This is a genomic window from Intestinimonas sp. MSJ-38 (genome assembly GCF_018917925.1).
Lineage (GTDB): Bacteria > Bacillota > Clostridia > Oscillospirales > Butyricicoccaceae > Pseudobutyricicoccus.
Genome location: NZ_JAHLPO010000004.1, coordinates 71,617 through 93,305, shown reverse-complemented (window position 1 = coordinate 93,305; position 21,689 = coordinate 71,617). Strand labels below are relative to the sequence as shown.

The following is a 21,689-nucleotide window of genomic DNA, read 5'->3' as shown; positions in this document are numbered from 1 at the left end:
TCCTCAAGGTGCTGGGTGCCTCCGTAAGCAAATATTTTTTGCCCTGCCTCATACGCCCTACCTGGGTAAAGAAAAGAATGGGAGCGGCGGCTCGCCGCCAGACCCTTGCAAAAACTCGAAAAAGTGGCCTGAGCCACTTTTTCGACATACAAAGCGCCCCGGCGTATTTCCGAGGCGCTGTGAATCAATCTTCAGTTTTGCCCTCCGGCTTTCCTTCTCCGTTTTTCCGGGGGCGGCGAGGGGGATAGCGGCGAGGCGGACGGCTGCGGTTTTCCCGATTCTCCCCGTTTTCCCGGCCTTCCCGGTTCTCACGGCTCTCACGGTTATTGCGGCCCTCCCGCTTTTCTCTGTTCTCTCTGCCCTCCCAGTTCTCCCGCTTCTCCCGATTTTCACGATTTTCACGGTTCTCCCGGGGACGGCGAGGCTGGGGCCGCTGAGGCTTTTCCCGGCTTTCTCCCCGTTCCTCTTCCACTTTGAGGGCAAGAGCGGGCTCCGCCTTCTGGGAAACCGGTTCCGGTTTGGGGCCGGTCTCCTGGGCCTTGGGGGAAGCTTCCCCATGGTCTGCCGACTTGTTCTTGGGGCGGCGGGCCCGGATGCGCCCGGGGCGCAGCACCGTCAGCTCATCCTTGCGATAAAGCCGGGGCGCTTCGTTGCTGTCCTCCAGCCGGACCTTGCAGAATCCCCGCAGCAGGCTGATCTCGGTGACCACGCCCTGGCCGTTGGGAGTCTCCACCAAAGAATCCACCGGCGGCGTGGTGCGCAGCAGATCCTGATATGCCTCGTTTTCATATTTCAGGCAGCACATCAACCGGCCGCAGCTGCCGGAGATCTTGGAAGGGTTGAGGGACAAGCCCTGGTCCTTGGCCATGTTGATAGACACCGGGGCAAAATCATCCAGGAAGGTGGCGCAGCACAAGGGGCAGCCGCACACACCCAGTCCTCCCAGCATTTTGGCTTCGTCCCGCACGCCGATCTGCCGCAGCTCAATACGGGTGCGGAACACCGACGCCAGATCCTTCACCAGCTCCCGGAAATCCACCCGGCCGTCAGCGGTGAAATAGAAGAGGATCTTCCCCCGGTCAAAGGTGTATTCCACCTCCACCAGCTTCATTTCCAGCTGATGGGCCCGGATCTTCTTTTCGCAGATGGCGAAGGCCTCTTTCTCCAGGCGCTGGTTTTCCTCCACCGTTTTTTTGTCCTCTTCGGTGGCGGCCCTGAGCACCCGGCGCAAAGGTTTGACGATCTGATCGTCCTCCACTTCGTGGTTGGGCGTGGCCACCTGACCGTACTCCACCCCTCGGGCGGTTTCCACGATCACATAGCTGTCCTTGTCCACCTTCAGATTCACCGGGTCAAAATCATATACTTTTCCTACTTTTTTAAAACGAACTCCGATAACTTCCGTCATATTTCCTCCCTTGGGGCCCGGCAAAGAGCAGCTGGCCGCAAGTGGCAGCCAGTCCCCCGCTCATGGCGGACACCGAAGCGTTCCATTGGACGCGGGCCGAAAGGCCCCGCACATATTCATACAAGGACAAAATCCAGTCTTCCCCGCCCTTTTCCCGGGCCAAATGCCACAGGCCCACGCAGGCCTCATCGCAGAAAAGGGCAAACTCCTCCCGATTCAGGCTCCCTGCTTCCACACAGGCGGTGAGCACCTGCCATTCTCCCTGGTGCAAAGCCGCGAGAAAACGGCGGGCCACAGCGCTTCCCTTGCCCTCGGCTCCCTCCAGAAGCTGAAGGGCCCGGCCCAGAGATCCGCCGCAGTTTTCCGCCGCCTGGCGTCTTGCTTCCGGCTCTTTCTCCGGCTGGCGCTTTTCCAGTTCCTCTTCCACCACCTGCCGGGGCAAAGGCTCCAGAGCATAGCGGACACACCGGGAGCGCACCGTTTCCAAAAGCTCCTCGGCCTGACGGCACAGCAGGATAAACACCGTCTCCCTGGGCTCTTCCAGCACCTTGAGCAAAGCGTTCTGGGCCTGGGGATTCATTTTGCCGCTGTCGTTGAGCACAAAAACCTTCTGGCTGCTTTCACTGGGGCGGATGAAGGACAGACGGCGGATCTCCCGCACATCGTCCACCTTGATCAGCCCTCCCTCCGGATTAAACAGCCGGTAGTCCGGATGGGAACCGGCCTCCATGCGCACACAGGGGCCGCAATGGCCGCAAGGCCCGTCTTTTTCCTGGCACATCAGGGCTTTGGCCATAGAAAAGGCGGCGGTGCGCTTTCCCAGGCCCTCCGCCCCCTCCAGAATCACAGACTGAGGAAAATCCTCTTTGAAAAGGGGAGCGAGCGCCTCTTTGAGACGCTCGTTCCCCAACAAATGCGAAAGACGCATAATCGATCAGACTTTCTTGAACTGTTCCACATCCAGCACGAAGATGGTGGCGCCGCCCACAACCACTTCCACAGGCATGGAAGGATAGAAGCTGATGCCGGCTTCGGCGCTGCTGGGAATGAGCTGCTTGCGGCTCTTGGAGTACTTGCCGATGATCTCCAGGCAGTGCTCCAGCTTGTCGTCCTCCACGCCGATGAGCACCGTCACATTCCCGGCCCGGAGAAAGCCGCCGGTGGTGGACAGTTTGGTGATCTGATAACCTTCCTTCATCAGGTTATGGATGACGGTGGAAGCATCGTCCGAATTGAGGATCGCAATAATCATTTTCATATGTAGCCGCCTCCTTGGTGGTTTTTATTAAAAATATTGGTGGAATCCCCCTTTGGATTGTTCTTATTATACCCCATCTGGAAAAAAGATTCAATGGATATTTCGTGAACGAGCGTCCTTTTTCCTCACCGGTAGACCCGGAGAATGGAGGGGGGCACGAACATGGGGGATACATCGAACAAAGCGATTTCCCCCGGCTGGCAGTCGATGTCGGTCACATCCACCGTGGTATGGTTGAGACCCACATGCCCCAGCACCCGCACCCGGCGATTTCCCACCGTTACATAGAATTTTTTCCGCCGCAGCCATTTGGCCATATCTCCAAGGGCATAGCGCAGGCTGTCCCGGAATCGGAAGGCGTCCCGGCCCTTTTCCACCATGAATCCGTCGGAATAGCCCACCGGGATGACGGCGATTCTGGTGGGACGCTTTGTGACAAAGGCCGGGCCATAACCCACTCCGTGGCCTACCGGAAGCCAACGGACTTCGGCCACCTGGCTTTCCAGCCGTCCGGTCTTCTGCAGCCCGGTGTCTCCCTTGGCCGTGGTGCGGCCGCCGATGGCCGAACCGATGCGCACCCCGTCCAGAGAGGGCAGGTCACAGCGGAACAAGGCGGCGCTATTGGCGGCGTGGAGCATCCCTGGGTCAAAGCCCGCCTGGCGCACCTTGGCCGCCATTTCCACCAATTTGTCATACTGGGCCCTGGTAGCCTTGGGGCTGGCAAAGGCCGAGGGGAAATGGGTGAACATACCGGTGACATGGAGATTTCCCATAAAGCGGAACACCGAAAGCACCCGCTCCAGTTCCGAAGGCTCGAAGCCATAGCGGCCCATGCCGGTGTCGATCTCCACATGGACATCCACCACCATTCCCGCTTCTTCCGCCATGCCGTTTACCGCCACGGCCGCATCATAGGAACCGATGGCCGCTGTGGCAGTGGAGGACAGAATCTTCTCAATATCCTCCTTGACGGCGGTGGAGCGGAGCATGAGAATTTCCTCATCCAGAAATCCTCCGTCCCGCAGGGCCACGGCATCTTCCGGCTCGGTGACGCCGAAGCGCTTGACTCCCTGACGGCGGAGCAGGTCGGCCATGGGAAGCATCCCCAGGCCGTAGGCATTGGCCTTGAGCACAGCGATCAGCGGGGCCCCGCCGGATTTTTCCCCGATGACCTCCAGATTGTGTATGATCTTTTCTTCTTCGATCACAAGCCGTTTCATCTGTTATCCCCTTCCCCAAGGGCTATTTGTTTTCCTGTTTTTCTTCCTGCTTCTCTGTCTCTTTGGCGTTTTCCTGGGGCTTGTCCTTCTTGGTTTTCCGCACATAGGCGGCATGGCGCAGGGTGCGCACCATTTTCATTCCGGCGCCCACGGCCAGATTGACCACAGGCTTATAGATGTATTCCAGCTCCCCGCAGAACTCCACCAGCTCTCCGCTGAAGCCCTTTTTGAACAGGTACAGGCCATAGAGGGGGTTTTCCGGGGTCAAATCTCCGGAGACGCCCCGGAAATCATAAATATCGCAGCCTTCTTCCACGGCCCACTGGATCATGTTCCACTGGAGCAGATAGTTGGGCATTACATTCCGGTACTGGTTGGAGGAAGCGCCGTAGAGATACCAGACTTTGTTGCCGAAGTGGATGGCCAGGGTGCCGGCCACCGGCTTGTCGTTATAGATGGCCATATACAGCCGGGCGTCCTCTCCCATCTCCCGCAGCAGCTTTTCAAAATAGCTCTGGGGTCTTGTGATGAAGCCGTCCCGCTGACCGGTCTCTTCCATGATCCGGGCAAAATGGGGCAGCATCTCTTTCACCTGCTCCTCGTTGCAGCAGATGACCTCCACCCCTTTCCGCCCGGCCAGGCGGATGTTATAGCGGGTCTTCTGGTGGAAGGCGGCCATCAGCTCATCCAGGCTCTTGCCCGCCACATCCAGGCGGAACACATAGTTGGGCTGCACCCCTTCAAAGTTCTTGCCGCTCTCTCTGTGCTTGTAGCCCAGCTCCTTCATGATGGAGATGAACTCCTTATCCTCGCTTTTGATGTCCGGGTCCATCATGAGAGAATAGGCATGGTATTTTTTCGCCAGCTCTTTGGCCCCCTGGGTCAGTTCGGCCAAAGTCTCCTTGTCGTGGCTGTCGCACACCGGGCCGCGGCCAGCGTACATCAGGGTATAGGGCGCGGCGGGAACCTTGCGGATGAGCACCGCCAGGCTGCCCCGGATCTTGCCTTCTCCATCCCGGCTGACGATGGCCTCCCACTTCCAGCTGTCCTTCAGCCGTCCCCATTTGGAGGACTGGAGGAAATGGCCCTTGGGATGCCCCTTGATAAACCCTTCGTATTCGGCCAGGGTAGCCGTTGTCACTGTTTCGATCATTGTATCATCCATCCTTTTTCTGAAAGGGCGAAAAAACCGCCCCGGTGATGCCGAATCCTACTTTTTTCCCAAAGGGAAAAGATATATGGATTCAGTATAGCACCCCTTCCAGGCGGGTGTCAAAATGATTCTGCTTTTTCCCGGTTTTTAAAGTGCTTCACCCTTCCCCCGGCGCTCCCTCCCGGCAGATCTCCTCCAAGGCCCGCAGGGTCTCCAGATGGCAGGCCTGGCATCTGGCCACATCCCCCAGGGAGATCACCCCCTGCAAAACACCATCCTCCACCACCGGCAGTCGGCGCACCTGCCCCTGGGCCATGAACTGGGCAGCCTGACGGGCGTCGGCCCCCGGCGGGATGGTGAGCACATGGCGGGACATGATCTGCCCCACCGCCGTTTCCTCCGGGCTTTCTCCCAGAGCCACGCAGCGCACCGCCACATCCCGGTCGGTGAGGATGCCCTTGACCCTCCCCTCTCCGTCACACACCGGCAGGGCCCCCACGCCGTGACGCTCCATCAGCCGGGCCGCTCTGGCCACCGACTCCTCCGGCCCCACCGTCACTGCACCAGGGCTCATCAAATGCCAAACCTCCATGGCTTCCTCCTTTTTCCACACCCTTTTCTCCCTCTGTCCAGGCCCGGATTCTAATTTTGAGCTTTGGCATTAGTTTCACTCCCCCAGGGGGAGATTATTCCTTCTTTTCCTTCAGTTCCAGGTTCCGTTTCAGGGGTTTGATCCCCCGGAAAGAAAAGGCCTTCCCAGCATATTTTTTCCGGAAGGCCCGGTCAGAAAGCCCCTCCAGATCCTGTTTTTCTATACTTTTCGTAATATTCTCTGTAAATTCTGCAATATAGCTGGTTTTTACCCCTTTGTTTTCCGGGCACACCTGCTGGCAGATGTCGCAGCCCCATATTCGTTTGCTGCGGGCAATCAGATCTTCCTGCCAGGGGGACAGCTCTCCCCGGCTTTGGGTGAGGGCGGAAAGGCACCGGCTCTCCATGAGCTTTCCCTCTTCCGTCAGGGCCCCACCAGGACAAGCGGCCCGGCACAGGCCACAGCCCCGGCAAGGCTCCGGCTCCTTCCCCCCTGTGAGAGGCAGGTCACAGGCGATCAGACAGCAGAACACATAGCTTCCCCACTGGGGCGTGATCAGCAGGCCGTTTTGTCCGATTTTCCCCAGCCCACTCCGGGCACAGGCATAGACCTCGGGATAGGGGGAAATATCTGCATAGCCCCGGAATGTATGGCCGGGAAACAGCTCCTCCAGCTGCTTGCAGCTTTCTTCCAGATAACGCCCCGCCACCTGGTGATAGTCTTCCCCCCGGGCATACAGAGACAGGTTCCCCTCTTCTTCTCCGGCGTAATAGGGCAGAACGCAGCACAAAAGAGCGGAAAGGCCCGGCATCTGCTCCAGGGCCTTTTTCCGTTTTTCCTCCCTCATGCGCCCCAGCACCGGCTGTGCCTCGGTGATGCCCCAACCCCCGCTCCAGCTTTCCAGTATTTCCTTGATTTTTTCCACGCCGTCCATCTGCACCCCTCCTTGTTTCTCCCCTGGCCTTATGATAAAATATCCCTATCCAAATTGCAACGGAAAGGGGGAAACACCATGATCCTTCAGCTTTTGGGGGCCTCCGGGGCGGGGAAAAGCACCCTGGCCAAAGCCCTCTCTCAAAAAACCGGCCTGCCCCATCTGCAAAGTGACCACTATCTGTGGCCCGATGAGAAGTTTGACATTCCCCGGCCGGTGGAAGAGCAGCGGCGGATGCTGGAAGAAGATCTCAGGCAGTTTCCCTCCTTTATCCTGGATGGGGATGTGACCCGCTGGTTTCCCGCCCCTCCCTTTACCCCCGACCTGCTGGTGCTGCTGCGCTGCCCGGAAAAGAAACGGATGGAGCGGCTGCGCCAAAGGGAAACCCTGCGCTATGGTCAGTGGGAAGACCCCCGACACCCTCACCACCAGCTGACCCAGGAGTTTCTGGAATGGGCCGCCTGTTATGACACCGCCGGGGAAGAAGAACCCAACTCCCTGTGTTCCCATCTGAAAAAGATCGCCCAGGCTCCTTGTCCCGCCCTTATTTTATGGCCGGAAAGCACCGAAACCCTTCTTCGGCGGGTGCTGGGAGCGGCCAACCTGTTGTGAAAGGAGAATGGATATGCTGTCCAAATGGAAAGAGCAAATCAACCAGAAAAACCTGGGCCGGTTTTCCTCCCTTGCCAATGTGGTGCTGTTTTTGTGCATGGCCGGGCTTCTGCCCTCGGGAGCAAAACAGTTCACCCTACTCACCATCCTTGTGTACATCCTTCTGGGGCTGTGGGCCGTCTTTACCCTTCTGTATTTTGCTATGAAAAAACGGTATGTCAGCCTTATACTGTTCCTTCTGTTCTTCCTCTTTTCTGTCGCCTATTTTACCGCTCCGTTGTGGTCCAATTAACCCATTCCAGACAACAATCCCCCATCTCTCCATGAGAGATGGGGGATTGAGCGTGTCGAAAAAGTGGCCAAAGGCCACTTTTTCGAGTTTTTGCAAGGGGCTGCATACACGCCTACGGCGCACACTTGTCCCTTGATCGGTGCAAAAAGCCGCGCACAGGTCGCAGCTTTTTGCAAATTCATATGGATAGGGCAGAATCCTTTTTCCCTATGCAGGTTTTTCGACAGTCTGGAATATTTTTCATTCTGTCCGTCCGGCCAGGCGCAAAGCGCAGCTGGCAAAGACCTTGGCGCTGAACACCAGCACATCTTCTCCAAAATCAAACCACTCGTTGTGGGCCGAACCCCAACGGCGGGTGCCCAGGAACATATGCATGGCCTTGCCTCCATGCCCCTGCACGGTGCGCATCATATAAGTGAAGTCCTCCGAACCGCCCAGATCCTGGCGAACGGTGTCCGGCTCCATCCCCAGGCTGTCCCGCACCACCTGCTCCACCACCTGGCGCAGGCTCTCATCGGACTGGGCGCTGGCCGCGCCGCCCATTTTTGTCACTTCATAGGTGCAGCCGTACATCTTGGCCGCCCCTTCGATGCTGTCCACGGCATGGCGGTAGATGTCCTGAGCAATCTCACTGGTGGAGCCCCGGGTCTCGGCCTTCAGGGTGGCCTGGGCCGGAATCACATTCCGCCCGGTGCCCGCCGTCAGCAGGCCCACATTGCACCGGCCCATGCCCCGGCCGTCCTGCACCTGGGTCTGCATTCCCAGGGTGGCCAGTGCCGCCGCCAGCAGAGCGTTGCGGCCCTTTTCCGGCGATCCGCCGGCGTGGGAAGCTTCTCCTTTGAAGGTCACATCGAATTTGTCGGTGGCCAGGTATCCGCCGGTGTTGGTGCACACCTGCAAGGAACCGTCCGAGGTCTCGGCGATGTGCCCACCCAGCACAAAGTCCACATCGTCCAGAATGCCCGACTTACACACCGACAACGCGCCCCGCACTCCTTCTTCCGCCGGCTGGAAGATCACCTTCACCTTGCCCTGCAGCTGTTCACGGATGCGGTAAAGGGACAGGGCGGTGATCAGGCCGATGACCGCATGGCCGTCGTGGCCACAGGCATGCATGGCCCCTGCGTTGCAGGAAGCAAAACCCTCCTTCTGAGGACGGTGAGCATCGGTGCGGTTTTCTTCCACATCGTTGCTGTCAATGTCCATGCGGATGGCCACCACCGGCCCTTCCCGGCCGGTGTCGATCACGGCGCACAGACCGGTATAGCCCTCGGTGCGCTGCACATAAGAGGGGTCGGCCCCCTGCTCCACCGCCCGCTCCATGGCGGCCTTGATCACGCTTTCTTCCGGATAGCCCATGGCGTATTCCGGGCAGACCACCTGCTTGCCCATGAGCACAGGGACCCCCGCTTCCTCCAGCGTCTTGGCCAGAAAAGCGGTGGTGCGGAACTCCGTCCAGGCCGGTTCCGGGTGCCGGTGCAGATCCCGGCGCCACTCCACCGCCTTCTGAGCATATTCCTCACAGATTCCATTGAGTGCCTTGTAATCCATTTTCTTTCTCTCCTTTGCTCATTTTCCCCGCCGGTTCCGGTTGCCCGGGCGGGTGCGCACATAGATCTTCTTGGTGTTTCTGTCTATGGGACTGGGTACTTCCCGCACCTCAAAGGCATCCAAAGCCTTGACAAAGGTGGTCAGTTTCCGGTGGCCGTAGTTGCGCACATCGAATTCGGGGAAGCGCTTGATCAGAGTATCTCCCACAATGCTGAGAGGCACCCACTGATCGTCGTCTTCGCTGCTGTCGTCGATGATGGTGCGCACCGCCCGACGGATCTCCCGCAAAGAAGTGCGGGCGGTGTTCTGGCCCCCTGCGGCGGAGTCATTTTCCATGACCTCTTTCCGCTCGGGGCACTCAGGAGCCTCCGGCTCGGAATTTTGCAGGACTTCCAGGTATTTGAATTTATTGCAGGCCGCGATAAAGGCAGACGGGGTCTTCCGTTCCCCCATGCCCACCACGATCTTCCCCGCTTCCCGCAGGCGGGAGGCCAGGCGGGTAAAGTCGCTGTCGCTGGAAGCCAGACAGAACCCCTCCACATTGCCGGCATAGAGGATGTCCATGGCATCGATGATCATGGCGGAATCGGTGGCGTTTTTGCCGGTGGTATAGCTGTATTGCTGAATGGGCGTCACGGAGTTTTCCAGCAGCACATCCTTCCACCCCTGCATATTGGCGCTGGTCCAGTCCCCGTAGATCCGTTTGTAGGTGATGACCCCTTCGTTGGAAAGTTCCTCTAAAATGCCTTTGATGTATTTGGCCGACACATTCTCCCCGTCGATGAGCAGGGCGAAGCGCTTGTCTTCTTTTTCCATCCTTTTCTCCTCTTCCTTACAGCGTCTCCGGCAGGTGATATTTTTCCTCCATCAGAGCGCCCACCTGTTCCTCCAGGTGGATCAGGCTGCCCCGCTCGATGAGATAATCAAAGGGGATCACCCGTCCCCCCTGCTGCCGGTATCGGTCCAGTGCGTCCCCGGCCGCCTGCTTGTCAAAGAGCAGGGAATCGGGGGAAACCACAATGGCTCCATACCGGCCCATAAAGCCGATGGTGCTCTGCAGGTCTGTTTCAAAATTCACCGGATAGCTTTTTTCTTCCTCCCGGAAATAACACAGCTGCTCGGTAATGAGATTAGCAAACTTGTTGCTGGAGCAGATGATGCCGATGGGCGTTTCCCGGGGCAAGGTGGTGATGCTGACGATGGTATGCCGCGAAGGGGCCATGGCCACTTTCAGAAGTTTTTTCCCAAAACCGGCCAGGCTCTGGGCGATCTGGTCATAGTGGGTCTCGGTGGTGACCACCAGATCGAAATCGGCCAGAAGGGCCCGGGGATCGTCGTCCAGAATGATGCTGTCCACCATAAAGAGGGACAGGGAAACCCCGGGCAGGTACAAAAGCTGCTTTTTGAAAATGGCCAGGCTCTCCGGGTTGCAGTCGATGACGGCCAGGCGGAGGGTCTTTTCCCCCGGGCTGGCCTTGTCCAGCACGATGCGCATCATGTTCAGGCTCTCCTCCGGCGAAAAGCCCCACAGGTCCAGCCGGTCGGCGGTCTCCTCCAGAAGGGCCATGGCCAGCTTCCGCTTCTCCCCTTCCGCCCCCTGGCGGTGGGAATGGACATAGGTACCGCTGCCCTGGATGACTTCCACCAGGTTGTTGTCGGCCAGTTCCCGATAGGCCTTTTTCACCGTGCCCCGGGCCACCCCCAACTGGGCCGCCAGCTCTCGCTCGGTGGGCAGCCGGTCCCCCGGGCGCAGCTTTCCCTCTTTGATGTCCTGCAAAATCTGCTGGGCCACCTGCTGATAAATGGGTTTGTTTGGATCCAGATTGAAGGTCATAGCTCCTCCTTCCGGGGAAATTGGTTCATTCTCTCTGTTGTTTTACCAGATTGAACCGTTGGCACAGCCTGCTCCCCGGCAAATTGGTCTAGTCAAAAGCATACCATATCTTTGGGGAAATTGCTAGTTTTTTTCTCATTTTTCGGTGAGAATGTACCAATTCTTTCGGGAGTCATTGACTTTGCGTTTTGTTTTTTATACAATGACCCTGTACCTTTATGATTTTTAGTGTACCAATTTGCCAAAGATCGTCTTTTTACGAAAAATTTTTCATCCCTACGGAGAGAAAGGAAGGAACAGATATGGCTCTTATGATCGACGGCAACCATCTGACCATCGAAGATGTGATCCAGGTGGCCCGCCATGGGGAAAAGGTGGAACTGACCGAGGAGGCCAAGGCCAAGGTCAACAAGGCCCGGGCTTATGTGGACCAGAAGCTGGAGGACGGCGCTGTGATTTACGGCCTGACCACCGGTTTCGGCAAATTCAGCGATGTGCTCATCTCCGCTGACGAAACCAAGGAACTGCAGCGCAATCTGATCATCAGCCACAGCTGCGCCATGGGCGAGCCTCTCAGCGAGGAGATCAGCCGGGCCGTGATGCTGCTGCGGTGCAATGCGCTGAGCAAAGGCAACTCCGGCATTCGCCTGAGCACCATCCAGACCATGATCGATATGCTCAACAAGGGCGTTCATCCGGTCATCCCCCAGAAGGGCTCCCTGGGCGCCAGCGGCGACCTGGCTCCCCTGAGCCACATGGTGCTGGTGATGCTGGGCGAAGGCGAAGCCTGGTACCAGGGCGAAAGAATGCCCGGCGCCGAAGCCATGAAAAAGGCCGGCATCCCGGTGGTGGAACTGGCCGCCAAGGAAGGCCTGGCCCTGATCAACGGCACCCAGATCATGACAGCCATCGGCTGCTTCGTGGTGGACGGCGCCGTCAAGCTGATGAAAACCGCCGACATCTGCGCCGCCCTCACCGGCGAAGCACTCCTGGCCATCAAAAAGGCCTATGATCCCAAAGTCCATGCCGTGCGCGGCCACCAGGGCCAGATCGACTGCGCCGCCAATATGCTCCGCCTGCTGGAAGGCAGCGGTCTTGCCGCCGATGTGCAGCCGGGTAAGGTGCAGGACGCCTATTCCCTCCGCTGCGTGCCTCAGGTGCACGGCGCCTGCCGGGACAGCATCCGCTATGCTTACGATGTGATCTCCCGGGAGATCAACGCCGTCACCGACAACCCCCTGATCTTCCCCGATGAGGACGATGTGATCTCCGGCGGCAACTTCCACGGCGAGCCGGTGGGCCTGGCCATGGACTTTATCGCCATCGCCATTTCCGAGCTGGCCGACATCTCCGAGCGCCGCACCGAGCGCCTGGTCAATCCCCAGCTGTCCGGTCTGCCCGCCTTCCTCATCGAGCACGGCGGCGTCAACTCCGGCCTAATGATCACCCAGTATGCCGCCGCCTCCATGGTGTCGGAAAACAAAGTGCTGGCCCATCCCGCCTGCGTGGACAGCATCCCCTCCTCGGCCAACCAGGAGGACCATGTGTCCATGGGCACCACCGCCGCCCGCAAGGCCCTGTCCATCCTGGACAACAGCCAGAAGGTGCTGGGCATCGAGCTGTTTGCCGCATCCCAGGCCATGACCTTCCGGGACGAAAGCAAGCTGGGCAAGGCCATGAGCGCTGTGTACAAGCACATCCGCAAGAGTGTCCCCGCCTGGGAGCACGACCAGATTTCCTATATTGAAATGAACAAATTTGACAAGATGGTCAAGTCCGCCGAGCTGAATGAGCTGGTGGAAGAAACCATCGGCGCACTGAAATAAGGAGGAACACCCATGCTGAGCAACAAAGAGATCGGCCAGGCCATGCAGATCAAGCTGGATGCCACCTTGCCGGAATATCCCGCTTTTGTAGAGGGCATCCGCCGGGCCCCTGACCGCGGCTATCGCCTCACCGAGGCCCAGACCAAGCTGGCCCTGATGAACGCGCTGCGTTATGTTCCCGAAGAGCTGCATGAAACACTGGCTCCCGAATTTCTGGAGGAGCTGAAGACCCGGGGCCGCATCTATGCCTACCGTTATCGTCCCGAAGGCCGCCTGTCCGGCAAGCCCATCGACGAATACAAGGGCAACTGCATCGAGGGCAAGGCCTTCCAGGTGATGATCGACAACAACCTGGATTTTGAAGTGGCCCTCTATCCCTATGAACTGGTGACCTATGGCGAGACCGGCAGCGTCTGCCAGAACTGGCTCCAGTACCGTCTGATCAAAAAATACCTGGAAGAGCTGCGGGACGACCAGACCCTGGTCATCGAATCGGGCCATCCTGTGGGCCTGTTCCCCTCCAAGAAGGACGCTCCCCGGGTTATCCTCACCAACGCTCTGATGGTGGGTATGTTCGACAACATCGACGATTGGGAGATTGCCGAAGAAATGGGCGTGGCCAACTACGGCCAGATGACCGCCGGCGGCTGGATGTACATCGGGCCCCAGGGCATCGTCCACGGCACCTTCAACACCATCCTCAACGCCGGACGGAAATTCCTGGGCATTCCTGCCGAAGGCAACCTGGCCGGTAAGCTCTTTGTCTCCTCCGGCCTGGGCGGCATGAGCGGCGCTCAGCCCAAGGCGGCGGAAATCGCCGGGGCCGTGGGTGTGTTCGCCGAAGTGGACGAAAGCCGCATCAAGACCCGTCACGATCAGGGCTGGGTCAGCCAGGTCAGCGACAACCTGGATCAGGTATTCCAGTGGGCCAAGGAGTACATGGAGAAGAAAGAGCCTATCTCCATCGCCTACCACGGCAACATCGTAGATCTGCTGGAACACTGCCTGGCAAAGGACATCCACATCGACCTGCTTTCCGACCAGACCTCCTGCCACAACGCCTATGACGGCGGCTACTGCCCGGTGGGCATCACCTTCGAGGAGCGCACCCATATGCTCCACAACGACCGGGAGAACTTCCACAAGATGATCGACGCCACTCTGCGCCGTCATTTTGAAGCCATCAAGGCTCTGGTAGCCAAGGGCACCTATTTCTTCGATTACGGCAACTCCTTCATGAAGGCCGTCTATGACAGCGGCGTCAAGGAGATCTCCAAGAACGGCATCGACGAAAAAGACGGCTTCATCTTCCCCTCCTATGTGGAAGACATCATGGGCCCCCTGCTCTTTGACTTTGGCTACGGTCCCTTCCGCTGGGTGTGCCTCAGCGGCAAGCCGGAAGACCTGGACGCCACCGACCAGGCGGCCATGGACTGCATCGATCCCGACCGCCGGTATCAGGACCGTGACAACTGGGTATGGGTACGGGATGCCAAGAAGAATAAGCTGGTGGTTGGCACCCAGGCCCGCATCCTGTACCAGGATGCCGAAGGCCGTGTGAAGATTGCCCTGCGCTTCAACGAGATGGTGCGGGAAGGCAAGATCGGCCCTGTGATGATGGGCCGGGATCACCACGATGTGTCCGGCACCGACTCCCCCTTCCGTGAGACCTCCAACATCAAGGACGGCAGCAATGTGATGGCCGATATGGCAGTGCAGTGCTTCGCCGGCAATGCAGCCCGTGGCATGAGCCTGTGCGCTCTGCACAACGGCGGCGGCGTGGGCATCGGCAAAGCCATCAACGGCGGCTTCGGCCTGGTGCTGGACGGCAGCGAGCGCGTGGACGAGATCATCCGCTCTTCCCTGATGTGGGATGTTATGGGCGGTGTTGCCCGCCGCAGCTGGGCCAGAAACGAAAACTCTGTGTCCACCAGCGTGGAATACAACAAAAACTACGCCGGAAAGGGCCATATCACCCTGCCCTATGTGGCCGATGAAGCCCTTGTGGAGCGGGTCATCAAAGAGAGCAAATAATCATCTTTCCCTGGTTTGGGGCGGAAATTTTCCGCCCCGAACCCCGGTCTGCCACTATTTCAGAGACATATAGAAAAAGGAGAACAATCACCATGGCTAAAATTTTGGAATGCGTCCCCAATATCAGTGAAGGCCGCCGCACCGAAGTGATCGAAGCAGTTGTGGATGTGGTGCGCCACACCCCCGGCGTAGCCCTGCTGGACTATTCCTCCGACCCCAGCCATAACCGCACCGTCATCACCTTCCTGGGCGAGCCCTCCGCCGTAGCCCAGTGTGCCATCGATCTGGCCGGTAAGGCTGTGGAGCTCATCGACCTGACCAAGCACGAAGGCGAGCATCCCCGCATGGGCGCTGTGGATGTCATCCCCTTCATTCCCATCAAGGATGTGACAAAAGAAGAAGCCATCGCCATCAGCAAGGAAGTGGGCCAGAAGATCTCCGACAGCTTCGGCCTGCCGGTGTTCCTCTATGAGGATTCTGCCAGCGCTCCCCACCGTGTCAACCTGGCCAAGATCCGCAAGGGCCAGTTCGAAGGCATGGCAGAAAAGGTGCAGCAGGAAGAGTGGGAGCCCGATTTCGGCGGCCGGAAGATCCATCCCACCGCAGGCGTGGTGGCCGTGGGCGCCCGGATGCCTCTTGTGGCCTTCAACATCAATCTGAGCACTTCCGATGTAAGCATCGCCAGCAAGATCGGCAAGATCATCCGCCGCAGCTCCGGCGGCTTTGACTGCGTCAAGGCCCTGGGCGTCATGCTGGAAGACCGGAACATCGCCCAGGTCTCCATCAACATGACCGATTTCAACCGCACCCCGCTCTATCGCGTGCTGGAGCTGGTCAAGGCCGAAGCCGCCCGCTGGGGCGTCCATGTGGTGGGCACCGAGATCATCGGTCTGACCCCCATGAAAGCCCTCATCGACTCTGCCGAATACTATATGCAGATCGAGGACTTCGATTTTTCCAAGCAGGTGCTGGAAAACCACATCCTCTAAGGGTGATTTTCTATGGAAAAAACACTGGTACAGAATATTGGTCTGCTGTGCACGCCCCTGGGCTCCTCTGTCCATGCCGGTGAGATGCAGGGGCAGATGGAGAAGATCCCAGAGGCCTGCGTGCTGATGGAAGACGGCATCATCACCTATGCCGGAAGCCAGGCCGATTTCCCCATGGAAAAGGCCCAGGGAGCCCAGGTGATCGACGCCAAGGGGAGCCTGGTCACCCCCGGTCTGATCGACGCCCACACCCACCTGGTCTTTGGCGGCTGGCGGCAGCATGAGATTCCTCTCAAGCTGGCGGGGGCCGGGTATCTGGACATCCTGCGCATGGGCGGCGGCATCCTGAGCACAGTTCGCCACACCAGAGAGGCCAGCGAAGAAGAGCTCCTCCAGCGTTCTGAGGGCTTTCTGAATGAAATGCTCTCCATGGGCGTCACCTCCTGCGAGATCAAAAGCGGTTACGGCCTGGACCTGGAAAACGAGCTGAAACAGCTGCGGGTGATCAAAAAGCTCCAGGAGACCCATCCCATGGACATCGACGCCACTTTCCTGGGCGCGCATGCCGTGCCGGAGGAATACAAAGACGATCCCGACGGTTTTGTGGATCTGCTGGTGGAAAAGATCCTCCCCGCCGTGGCAGAGGAGAAGCTGGCCCGGTGCTGCGATGTGTTCTGTGAGACCGGGGCCTTTGATGTGCCCCAGTCCCGGAAGGTGCTCATGGCCGGCAAGGCCCTGGGCCTTGTGCCCCGCATCCATGCCGACGAGATCGACGCCATCGGCGGCGCTGAGCTGAGCGCCGAAGTGGGCGCCCTCTCCGCCGAACACCTGATCGCCTCCAACGAAGAGGGGATGCAGGCCATGGCCAAGGGCGGGGTTATCGCCGATCTGCTCCCCGCCACCTCCTTCTATCTGGACAAAACCTTTGCTCCGGCCCGGCGCATGGTGGAACTGGGTATCCCGGTGGTCATCGCTTCGGATTTCAACCCCGGCTCCTGCCCCTCTCTCAACCTGCCTTTTGCTATGAATCTGGGGCTGCTGCGCTACAAGCTGAAGCCGGAAGAGGTTCTGTGCGCCGTCACCCTCAACGCCGCCTGTTCGGTGGGGATGGGTGACAAAGTGGGCACCGTGGAAGCGGGCAAACAGGGTGACCTGGTGATCTGGGACGCCCCCGATCTGGATATGATCCTCTACCGGTTCGGCTCCAACCTGTGCCGCACCGTCATCAAAAAGGGCCGGGTGGCCCATGAGAAAGGATAACGCCTTATGAAACTGGCTGAACTGACCATCAAGGATTTTGTGGATGTGCTGGGTTCCGATGCTCCCGCCCCTGGCGGCGGCAGTGTCAGCGCCCTGTGCGGGGCCAACGGGGCCGCGCTGTGCGCCATGGTGTGCCGCCTGACCCAGGGCAAGAAAAAATACGCCGAGTTTGACGAGCTGATGGCCGAGATCATTCCCCAGGCCCAGGCTCTGTATGAAAAGCTGATCCTGTCCATCGACAAGGACACCGACGCGTTCAACCTGGTTTCCGCCGCCTTCAAGATGCCCAAGGAAACCCCGGAGGAAAAAGCCGCCCGGAGCCAGAAGATCGCCGAAGGCATGGTGGAGTCCACCAAGGTTCCCTTTGAAACCATGGAGCTTTGCCTTCAGGTTCTGCGCCTGGTGGACAAGATGGAAGGCAAATTCAACCAGAACGCCGCCAGCGATCTGGGCGTGGCCGCCCTCAACCTGGGCTGCGCCATGAAGGGGGCCTGGCTGAATGTGTGCATCAACCTGGGTTCTTTGAAAGACACCGCCATGGCGGAGGATTACAAAGCCCGAGGCCAGAAGATGGTGGAAGAAGGAGAGGCACTGTCTCAGAAGATCTATCAGACCATCCTCCAGTCCCTGTAAAAAAACAAAAAACCTGGTGTGGGATCCCACACCAGGTTTTCTTTTTGTCGTTATTCACTTCTATGCTTCCATAAGCCAATCCAATTCCAGGGAGACCGGAGTCAAAACGGTATCCGGCCGAGGTATTTCTCCATGAAAATCACTTCCTGCGCTCATGTGCAGATCATAACGCCGAGCCAGCTCTAAATATTTTTTCACCATCTCCGGAGTATGCCGGGGATAATAGCATTCCAAAGCATCCAAACCACATTCTTTTAGCCATCGAACCGTGGACTCAAGCCGATCATCGGAAAATCCCAGCTGATAGGGATGTGCCAAAACCGCTTTGCCGCCGCCTTGATGGATCGCTTCAATACAAGCGGGGGCCTCCGCCTTATAGCGCTCGATTCGTTGATATTCATCGGTATCCAGATAGCGGTCAAATGCCTCCCGTGTGGCAGCCACATAGCCGTGGCGCACCATAACCTGTGCAAAATGCGGACGGGCGATCACATTGCCCCCGGCCAGTTCTTCCACCTCTTTCAAATCAATGGAAATTCCTTTTTCCTTCAAGAAATCCACAATACGGTATTTCCGCTCATCCCGGCTTTCTCGCAATTTACGGCATAGCTCTGCCAACTGAATACAGTCCGGCCGAAGCGCCAGACCCAGAATATGCATATGACGGTCTTCGCTGGCCCCCAGCTCTACCCCTCGCAGCACTTTCATGCGCAGATCCTGTCCTGCGCAAATGGCCTCTTCCACTCCGTCGATGGTATCGTGATCGGTGAGAGCCAAAACTTCCACACCGGCCTTCTGGGCTTTTTCCACCAGGTCTGCCGGTTTATATTGTCCATCAGAGGCCGTAGAATGGGTATGCAGATCCGCTCTATATTCCATATTTACACCTGCGGTTTTGCCGCTGCGATACGGATCACCGGCGGATCATCGTTGCCATAGGGGGCAAAGCCTGTCTGTTCCTTGACATATTCCACCCGGAATCCGCAATTTTCCAGCCCATGGGCCAGCTCATCCCGAACAATGAACCGGCGATAATGATTATCATAGAAAAATGCATTGCGCTCCACGGCCTTCCCTTTGCCATAGAGAGGGTCATTGACGCTGCGCACTTCGATGAAAAATTTACCGCCTGGCTTCAACGCCCGGAACATGGTTTGCAGCAGCATGGTTTCTTGTTTTTGATTGATGGCATGAATTGTGAAGCGGCTATAAGCATAGTCGTAACTGTCCGGTTGATGCACATCGCTGGCGATAAAATCACCGCACACAAAGCGGGCATTTTCCACCGGCTGCTGGTTCAGCTGATCGATGGCCGACCTGGACAGATCGATGGCCACCACCTGCATTCCCTGCTTTGCAAAAAACAGAGAGTCTCTGCCGTTGCCGCATCCCAGATCGATCAATGTTTTGCCCGGCTCCACCAGCGTGGCCACATACTGGGCAAAGGGAGAGGGCTGAGTAGAACAGATCTGGTTGCGATAATATTGATCCCAATAATCGGTATTGTTGATGGGATTTTCCACAATGTTGGGATAAAAGATCCGCTCCACTTCCTCCACCAGTTCCAGAGGAGTGCGATCACCGTCGTTTTGCAAAATCAGGTCAGGAGACTTGGGTTCATCAAAGGGCAGATCGACCCCCACCACATTGCTTCCCGAGGTATACAGTCCCTTCTGGTTGCGGCGGAGCAGGGTCTCTTTTTTCACCCGGATATAGATCTCCTTATAATTGAGGATATTCTCCCGGTTCCACCGACGCACGGTATCAAACATGGCGATGGAACAACAGACCACATCAATGCCCTGATCGGACAGGAGCTTGCACACCCGGAAGATCCGCCCGGCCCAGCGCAGCCGTTCCTCTTGAGTATACCCCACATCTTCACCAAAAGCTACCCGGATCTCATCTCCATCCAAATAAACCGCATTGGGCTTGGTGTTTTTCAGACGGCGATAAAACAGGCCGCCCACTGTGGATTTGCCCGCGCCGGACAGACCGGTGAAAAAATAGACGGTCCCTTTGTTCTCCATCCTCATTCCTCCTCAGTGATACAGCGGCTGCTCCAGCAGCCGGGGGTCCAGCTCCAGCTTTTTCATCAGGCGCAGGGGCTGGTTGTCCCGGTTGACAAACATCAGGTTTTTCAGCAAAAGTTCTGTCATCTGCAAGCGGCCTTTATGAATATCATCCAATGCGTGCTGAGCTGCCAAATCGCAGCCCTCCTCGCGCTCATAGGTGACCCCGTCGGACACAATAATACCATTTTTACTTTGTCGATCTATGGCTCTGCGGTAGGTCTCCCGGATGCGGCGGTCCAGGTTGTGCACCCCTTCCAGCTTTTCCTTCACCCAGTCCATATCCACGGTTTCCCCATGGTAATAATGGAAATCATATCCATATTCCTCATAGGCATCCCGGAGGAAATATTCCAGCAGGCTCCGGTCGGCATCGTTCACATAGTCATCATAGGTGCGGTAGATGGCGGCCGGGTCAAAGCCCAGATCATTGCCCGCCAGCGATTCCGGGTTCAGCCCGCTTGCGCCGGAGCAATAGGTCATGCTCTCGGTGTAGGGGATATCGAGAAATTCCGCCAAAGCGGTGAAGGTGGCCTTGGGGTTGAGCTTGCCGTCTTCAAAGCGAACCAATACACTATCTCGGTATAACCGATCCCATCGGTCCACCATAAAGCTGCGGTTGAGCAGGCGGACGGTGAGGACATCCCCCACCACTTTCTCTCCTTCCAAATCCTCATTGACTTTCCGCTCCATAAAGCGCACGGTGGCCCCATAGCTGGTGGTGGGGCGGCGCATGGGGGTAAATGTCTTGATGTATTTAAACTGCTGGAACAGGGGGGAATTGCGGATGGATTCATATTGCTCCGAAACCAAAATGGCCCGGTCCCCGGTCTGGTTCAGCTGGGGGCGATAAACCATGTTGGAAAAGTGGGGCTGGAAAAACAGGGCGGGCACGATCCGCTCGCCCCCCCGGTTGTCGCCGCTGACCTCATCGTTGGCCAGGAACGTGGCCACCAGCAGATCCTTGTCGGTGGGGCTGGGGATGTCCAGCAAGGCCTTCAGGGCCGGCGGAGGCGCACACTCCCCCCGTCGAACCTTCCGCAGTTCCCGGCGCTGCTCCCGAATCATCTCCTCCGCGCTGTCAAACATCAAAGATTCATAGGCGATCAAATTGGGGTGGCCATAGAAGATCTCGTTGAAAAAGTCGCCGCCGTTGTGGGTGGCCAGCTGGGTGTGCCAGATCATCTTTTTCACTTCCCGGATCCCCACGGGCTTTATGGGGTACTGGCTGTAATCCATGCCAAACCGGGCTTTGAAATCGATGGGATAGCGGTCGATCTCCTCTTCTATGAGAAAGACCAGCTTTTTTTCCTTCAGCAAAGCGGTGAAATCCAGACACTGGAGGTAGGCGCAAAACCGCTGCCACTGGGCATAATGGAGATAGATGTGGTTGTCCCGGGCCACCCATTCGCTTTTGCGCACATTGTCGTTCAAATATTCCAGCTGATACTGGGAATAAACATCCTGGGCCAGGATGGGTTTTTCCAAATCCTTAAAAAAGTACCGGTCGATCACCGGGTCATTGAAATCGATGTAATCGCCAAAGCGATCCTCCCCTTTGAAATAAGGGATATACCCCTTTTCGTTAAAGGGGAAAAAGAGAATGGGCAGCTCTTCCCATTCCAGAAAACCCTCGTGGAAAAAATAGGGGTATTTGCCCAGCGCACGGCAGTTGCGCTCATATTGCTTCTTCTGCTTTTGCACATTGGGCAGATAAAAGGCCTGCTGCATCAGGTTCATCAGCTCCGCCCGGAAGAACCCCCGGTTATACAGCGAAACAAAAACGCTGAAGGGCAGCTTATGATCCCATTTGGAAAAAAAGAGATAGCTGGCCGCTTCCAATTCCTCTTTTGGCTCCAGGTCTTCCTCTTTTTGCAGGGCCAGGAAATACCCCTTCTGGGCGTCCTCCTTCTGGCCCATTTCGGCCAGTTTTCTGGCCAGTTCAATGGTTCGCATGACTGTGCTTCCTCCTGTTCCCCATTGTCATGATTAAAAAAAGGGGGGCTGGGCATTGCGCCCAG

The 21,689-nt window shown here is 57.7% G+C and carries 19 protein-coding genes and 1 pseudogene; 7 read left to right on the top strand and 13 right to left on the bottom strand.

The window, feature by feature from the left end; genetic code table 11:
* Positions 1 to 604: 604 nt before the first annotated feature.
* From KQI26_RS15260 to KQI26_RS03980, 7 genes and pseudogenes are all read right to left on the bottom strand, one after another.
* A pseudogene (locus KQI26_RS15260) lies at positions 605 to 1,408 on the bottom strand (stage 0 sporulation family protein); the annotation flags it as partial.
* Positions 1,380 to 2,336 (bottom strand): DNA polymerase III subunit delta', encoded by a 957-nt coding sequence (locus tag KQI26_RS04005; RefSeq protein WP_216503316.1) that lies wholly within the window; start codon positions 2,334 to 2,336, stop codon positions 1,380 to 1,382. The gene KQI26_RS04005 and the pseudogene KQI26_RS15260, both read right to left, overlap by 29 nt.
* A gap of 6 nt (positions 2,337 to 2,342) precedes the next feature.
* A complete protein-coding gene (locus tag KQI26_RS04000; protein WP_118746647.1) occupies positions 2,343 to 2,666 on the bottom strand; it encodes a cyclic-di-AMP receptor in 324 nt (107 codons plus the stop codon).
* A gap of 125 nt (positions 2,667 to 2,791) precedes the next feature.
* On the bottom strand, positions 2,792 to 3,886 hold the full coding sequence (gene alr, locus KQI26_RS03995) for an alanine racemase (protein WP_216503315.1): 1,095 nt from the start codon (positions 3,884 to 3,886) through the stop codon (positions 2,792 to 2,794).
* A gap of 22 nt (positions 3,887 to 3,908) precedes the next feature.
* Positions 3,909 to 5,039 carry a peptidoglycan bridge formation glycyltransferase FemA/FemB family protein gene (locus KQI26_RS03990; RefSeq protein WP_216503314.1) on the bottom strand — a complete coding sequence of 377 codons (1,131 nt, stop codon included), beginning with the start codon at positions 5,037 to 5,039 and terminating at the stop codon, positions 3,909 to 3,911.
* 157 nt (positions 5,040 to 5,196) lie between these two features.
* Positions 5,197 to 5,631 (bottom strand): CBS domain-containing protein, encoded by a 435-nt coding sequence (locus tag KQI26_RS03985; protein WP_216503313.1) that lies wholly within the window; start codon positions 5,629 to 5,631, stop codon positions 5,197 to 5,199.
* A gap of 94 nt (positions 5,632 to 5,725) precedes the next feature.
* Positions 5,726 to 6,565 (bottom strand): epoxyqueuosine reductase, encoded by an 840-nt coding sequence (locus KQI26_RS03980; protein ID WP_216503312.1) that lies wholly within the window; start codon positions 6,563 to 6,565, stop codon positions 5,726 to 5,728.
* 78 nt (positions 6,566 to 6,643) lie between these two features.
* Between KQI26_RS03980 and KQI26_RS03975 the strand changes: the two genes are divergently transcribed.
* Complete coding sequence (locus tag KQI26_RS03975) at positions 6,644 to 7,177, top strand: AAA family ATPase (RefSeq protein WP_216503311.1); 534 nt, start codon at positions 6,644 to 6,646, stop codon at positions 7,175 to 7,177.
* Positions 7,178 to 7,190: 13 nt separating this feature from the next.
* Complete coding sequence (locus tag KQI26_RS03970; RefSeq protein WP_216503310.1) at positions 7,191 to 7,469, top strand: hypothetical protein; 279 nt, start codon at positions 7,191 to 7,193, stop codon at positions 7,467 to 7,469.
* A 240-nt stretch (positions 7,470 to 7,709) separates the two neighbouring features.
* On the opposite strand, the gene KQI26_RS03965 is transcribed toward KQI26_RS03970, so the two are convergent.
* Genes KQI26_RS03965 through KQI26_RS03955 form a run of 3 tightly spaced genes read right to left on the bottom strand, consistent with a single transcriptional unit; the run spans position 7,710 to position 10,854 of the window.
* Positions 7,710 to 9,020 (bottom strand): amidohydrolase, encoded by a 1,311-nt coding sequence (locus KQI26_RS03965; protein ID WP_216503309.1) that lies wholly within the window; start codon positions 9,018 to 9,020, stop codon positions 7,710 to 7,712.
* An 18-nt stretch (positions 9,021 to 9,038) separates the two neighbouring features.
* Positions 9,039 to 9,836, bottom strand: a complete 798-nt coding sequence (locus KQI26_RS03960) for an NYN domain-containing protein (protein ID WP_216503308.1) — start codon at positions 9,834 to 9,836, stop codon at positions 9,039 to 9,041.
* Between the two features lie 16 nt (positions 9,837 to 9,852).
* Positions 9,853 to 10,854, bottom strand: a complete 1,002-nt coding sequence (locus KQI26_RS03955; protein WP_118746656.1) for a GntR family transcriptional regulator — start codon at positions 10,852 to 10,854, stop codon at positions 9,853 to 9,855.
* Between the two features lie 302 nt (positions 10,855 to 11,156).
* Here KQI26_RS03955 and hutH point away from each other — a divergent pair, with 302 nt between their 5' ends.
* The 5 genes from hutH to KQI26_RS03930 all read left to right on the top strand — a co-directional run bounded on the left by hutH (position 11,157) and on the right by KQI26_RS03930 (position 17,596).
* A complete protein-coding gene (gene hutH, locus KQI26_RS03950) occupies positions 11,157 to 12,680 on the top strand; it encodes a histidine ammonia-lyase (RefSeq protein ID WP_216503307.1) in 1,524 nt (507 codons plus the stop codon).
* Positions 12,681 to 12,692: 12 nt separating this feature from the next.
* Positions 12,693 to 14,714 carry a urocanate hydratase gene (locus tag KQI26_RS03945; protein WP_216503306.1) on the top strand — a complete coding sequence of 674 codons (2,022 nt, stop codon included), beginning with the start codon at positions 12,693 to 12,695 and terminating at the stop codon, positions 14,712 to 14,714.
* Between the two features lie 92 nt (positions 14,715 to 14,806).
* Positions 14,807 to 15,703 carry a glutamate formimidoyltransferase gene (ftcD, locus tag KQI26_RS03940; RefSeq protein ID WP_118427067.1) on the top strand — a complete coding sequence of 299 codons (897 nt, stop codon included), beginning with the start codon at positions 14,807 to 14,809 and terminating at the stop codon, positions 15,701 to 15,703.
* 12 nt (positions 15,704 to 15,715) lie between these two features.
* Entirely contained in the window at positions 15,716 to 16,963 is a 1,248-nt protein-coding gene (gene hutI, locus KQI26_RS03935; protein ID WP_216503305.1) for an imidazolonepropionase, read from the top strand.
* A 6-nt stretch (positions 16,964 to 16,969) separates the two neighbouring features.
* Entirely contained in the window at positions 16,970 to 17,596 is a 627-nt protein-coding gene (locus KQI26_RS03930) for a cyclodeaminase/cyclohydrolase family protein (RefSeq protein WP_216503304.1), read from the top strand.
* Positions 17,597 to 17,656: 60 nt separating this feature from the next.
* Here the strand turns inward: KQI26_RS03930 and KQI26_RS03925 are convergent, their stop codons facing one another.
* From KQI26_RS03925 to KQI26_RS03915, 3 genes are read right to left on the bottom strand one after another with little or no spacing between them, the layout of a single operon-like run.
* Positions 17,657 to 18,475, bottom strand: coding sequence for a PHP domain-containing protein (locus tag KQI26_RS03925; RefSeq protein WP_216503303.1), 819 nt, complete (start codon positions 18,473 to 18,475; stop codon positions 17,657 to 17,659).
* A gap of 2 nt (positions 18,476 to 18,477) precedes the next feature.
* On the bottom strand, positions 18,478 to 19,626 hold the full coding sequence (locus KQI26_RS03920) for an adenylyl-sulfate kinase (protein ID WP_216503302.1): 1,149 nt from the start codon (positions 19,624 to 19,626) through the stop codon (positions 18,478 to 18,480).
* A gap of 12 nt (positions 19,627 to 19,638) precedes the next feature.
* Complete coding sequence (locus tag KQI26_RS03915; protein ID WP_216503301.1) at positions 19,639 to 21,624, bottom strand: hypothetical protein; 1,986 nt, start codon at positions 21,622 to 21,624, stop codon at positions 19,639 to 19,641.
* Between the last annotated feature and the right edge of the window lie 65 nt (positions 21,625 to 21,689).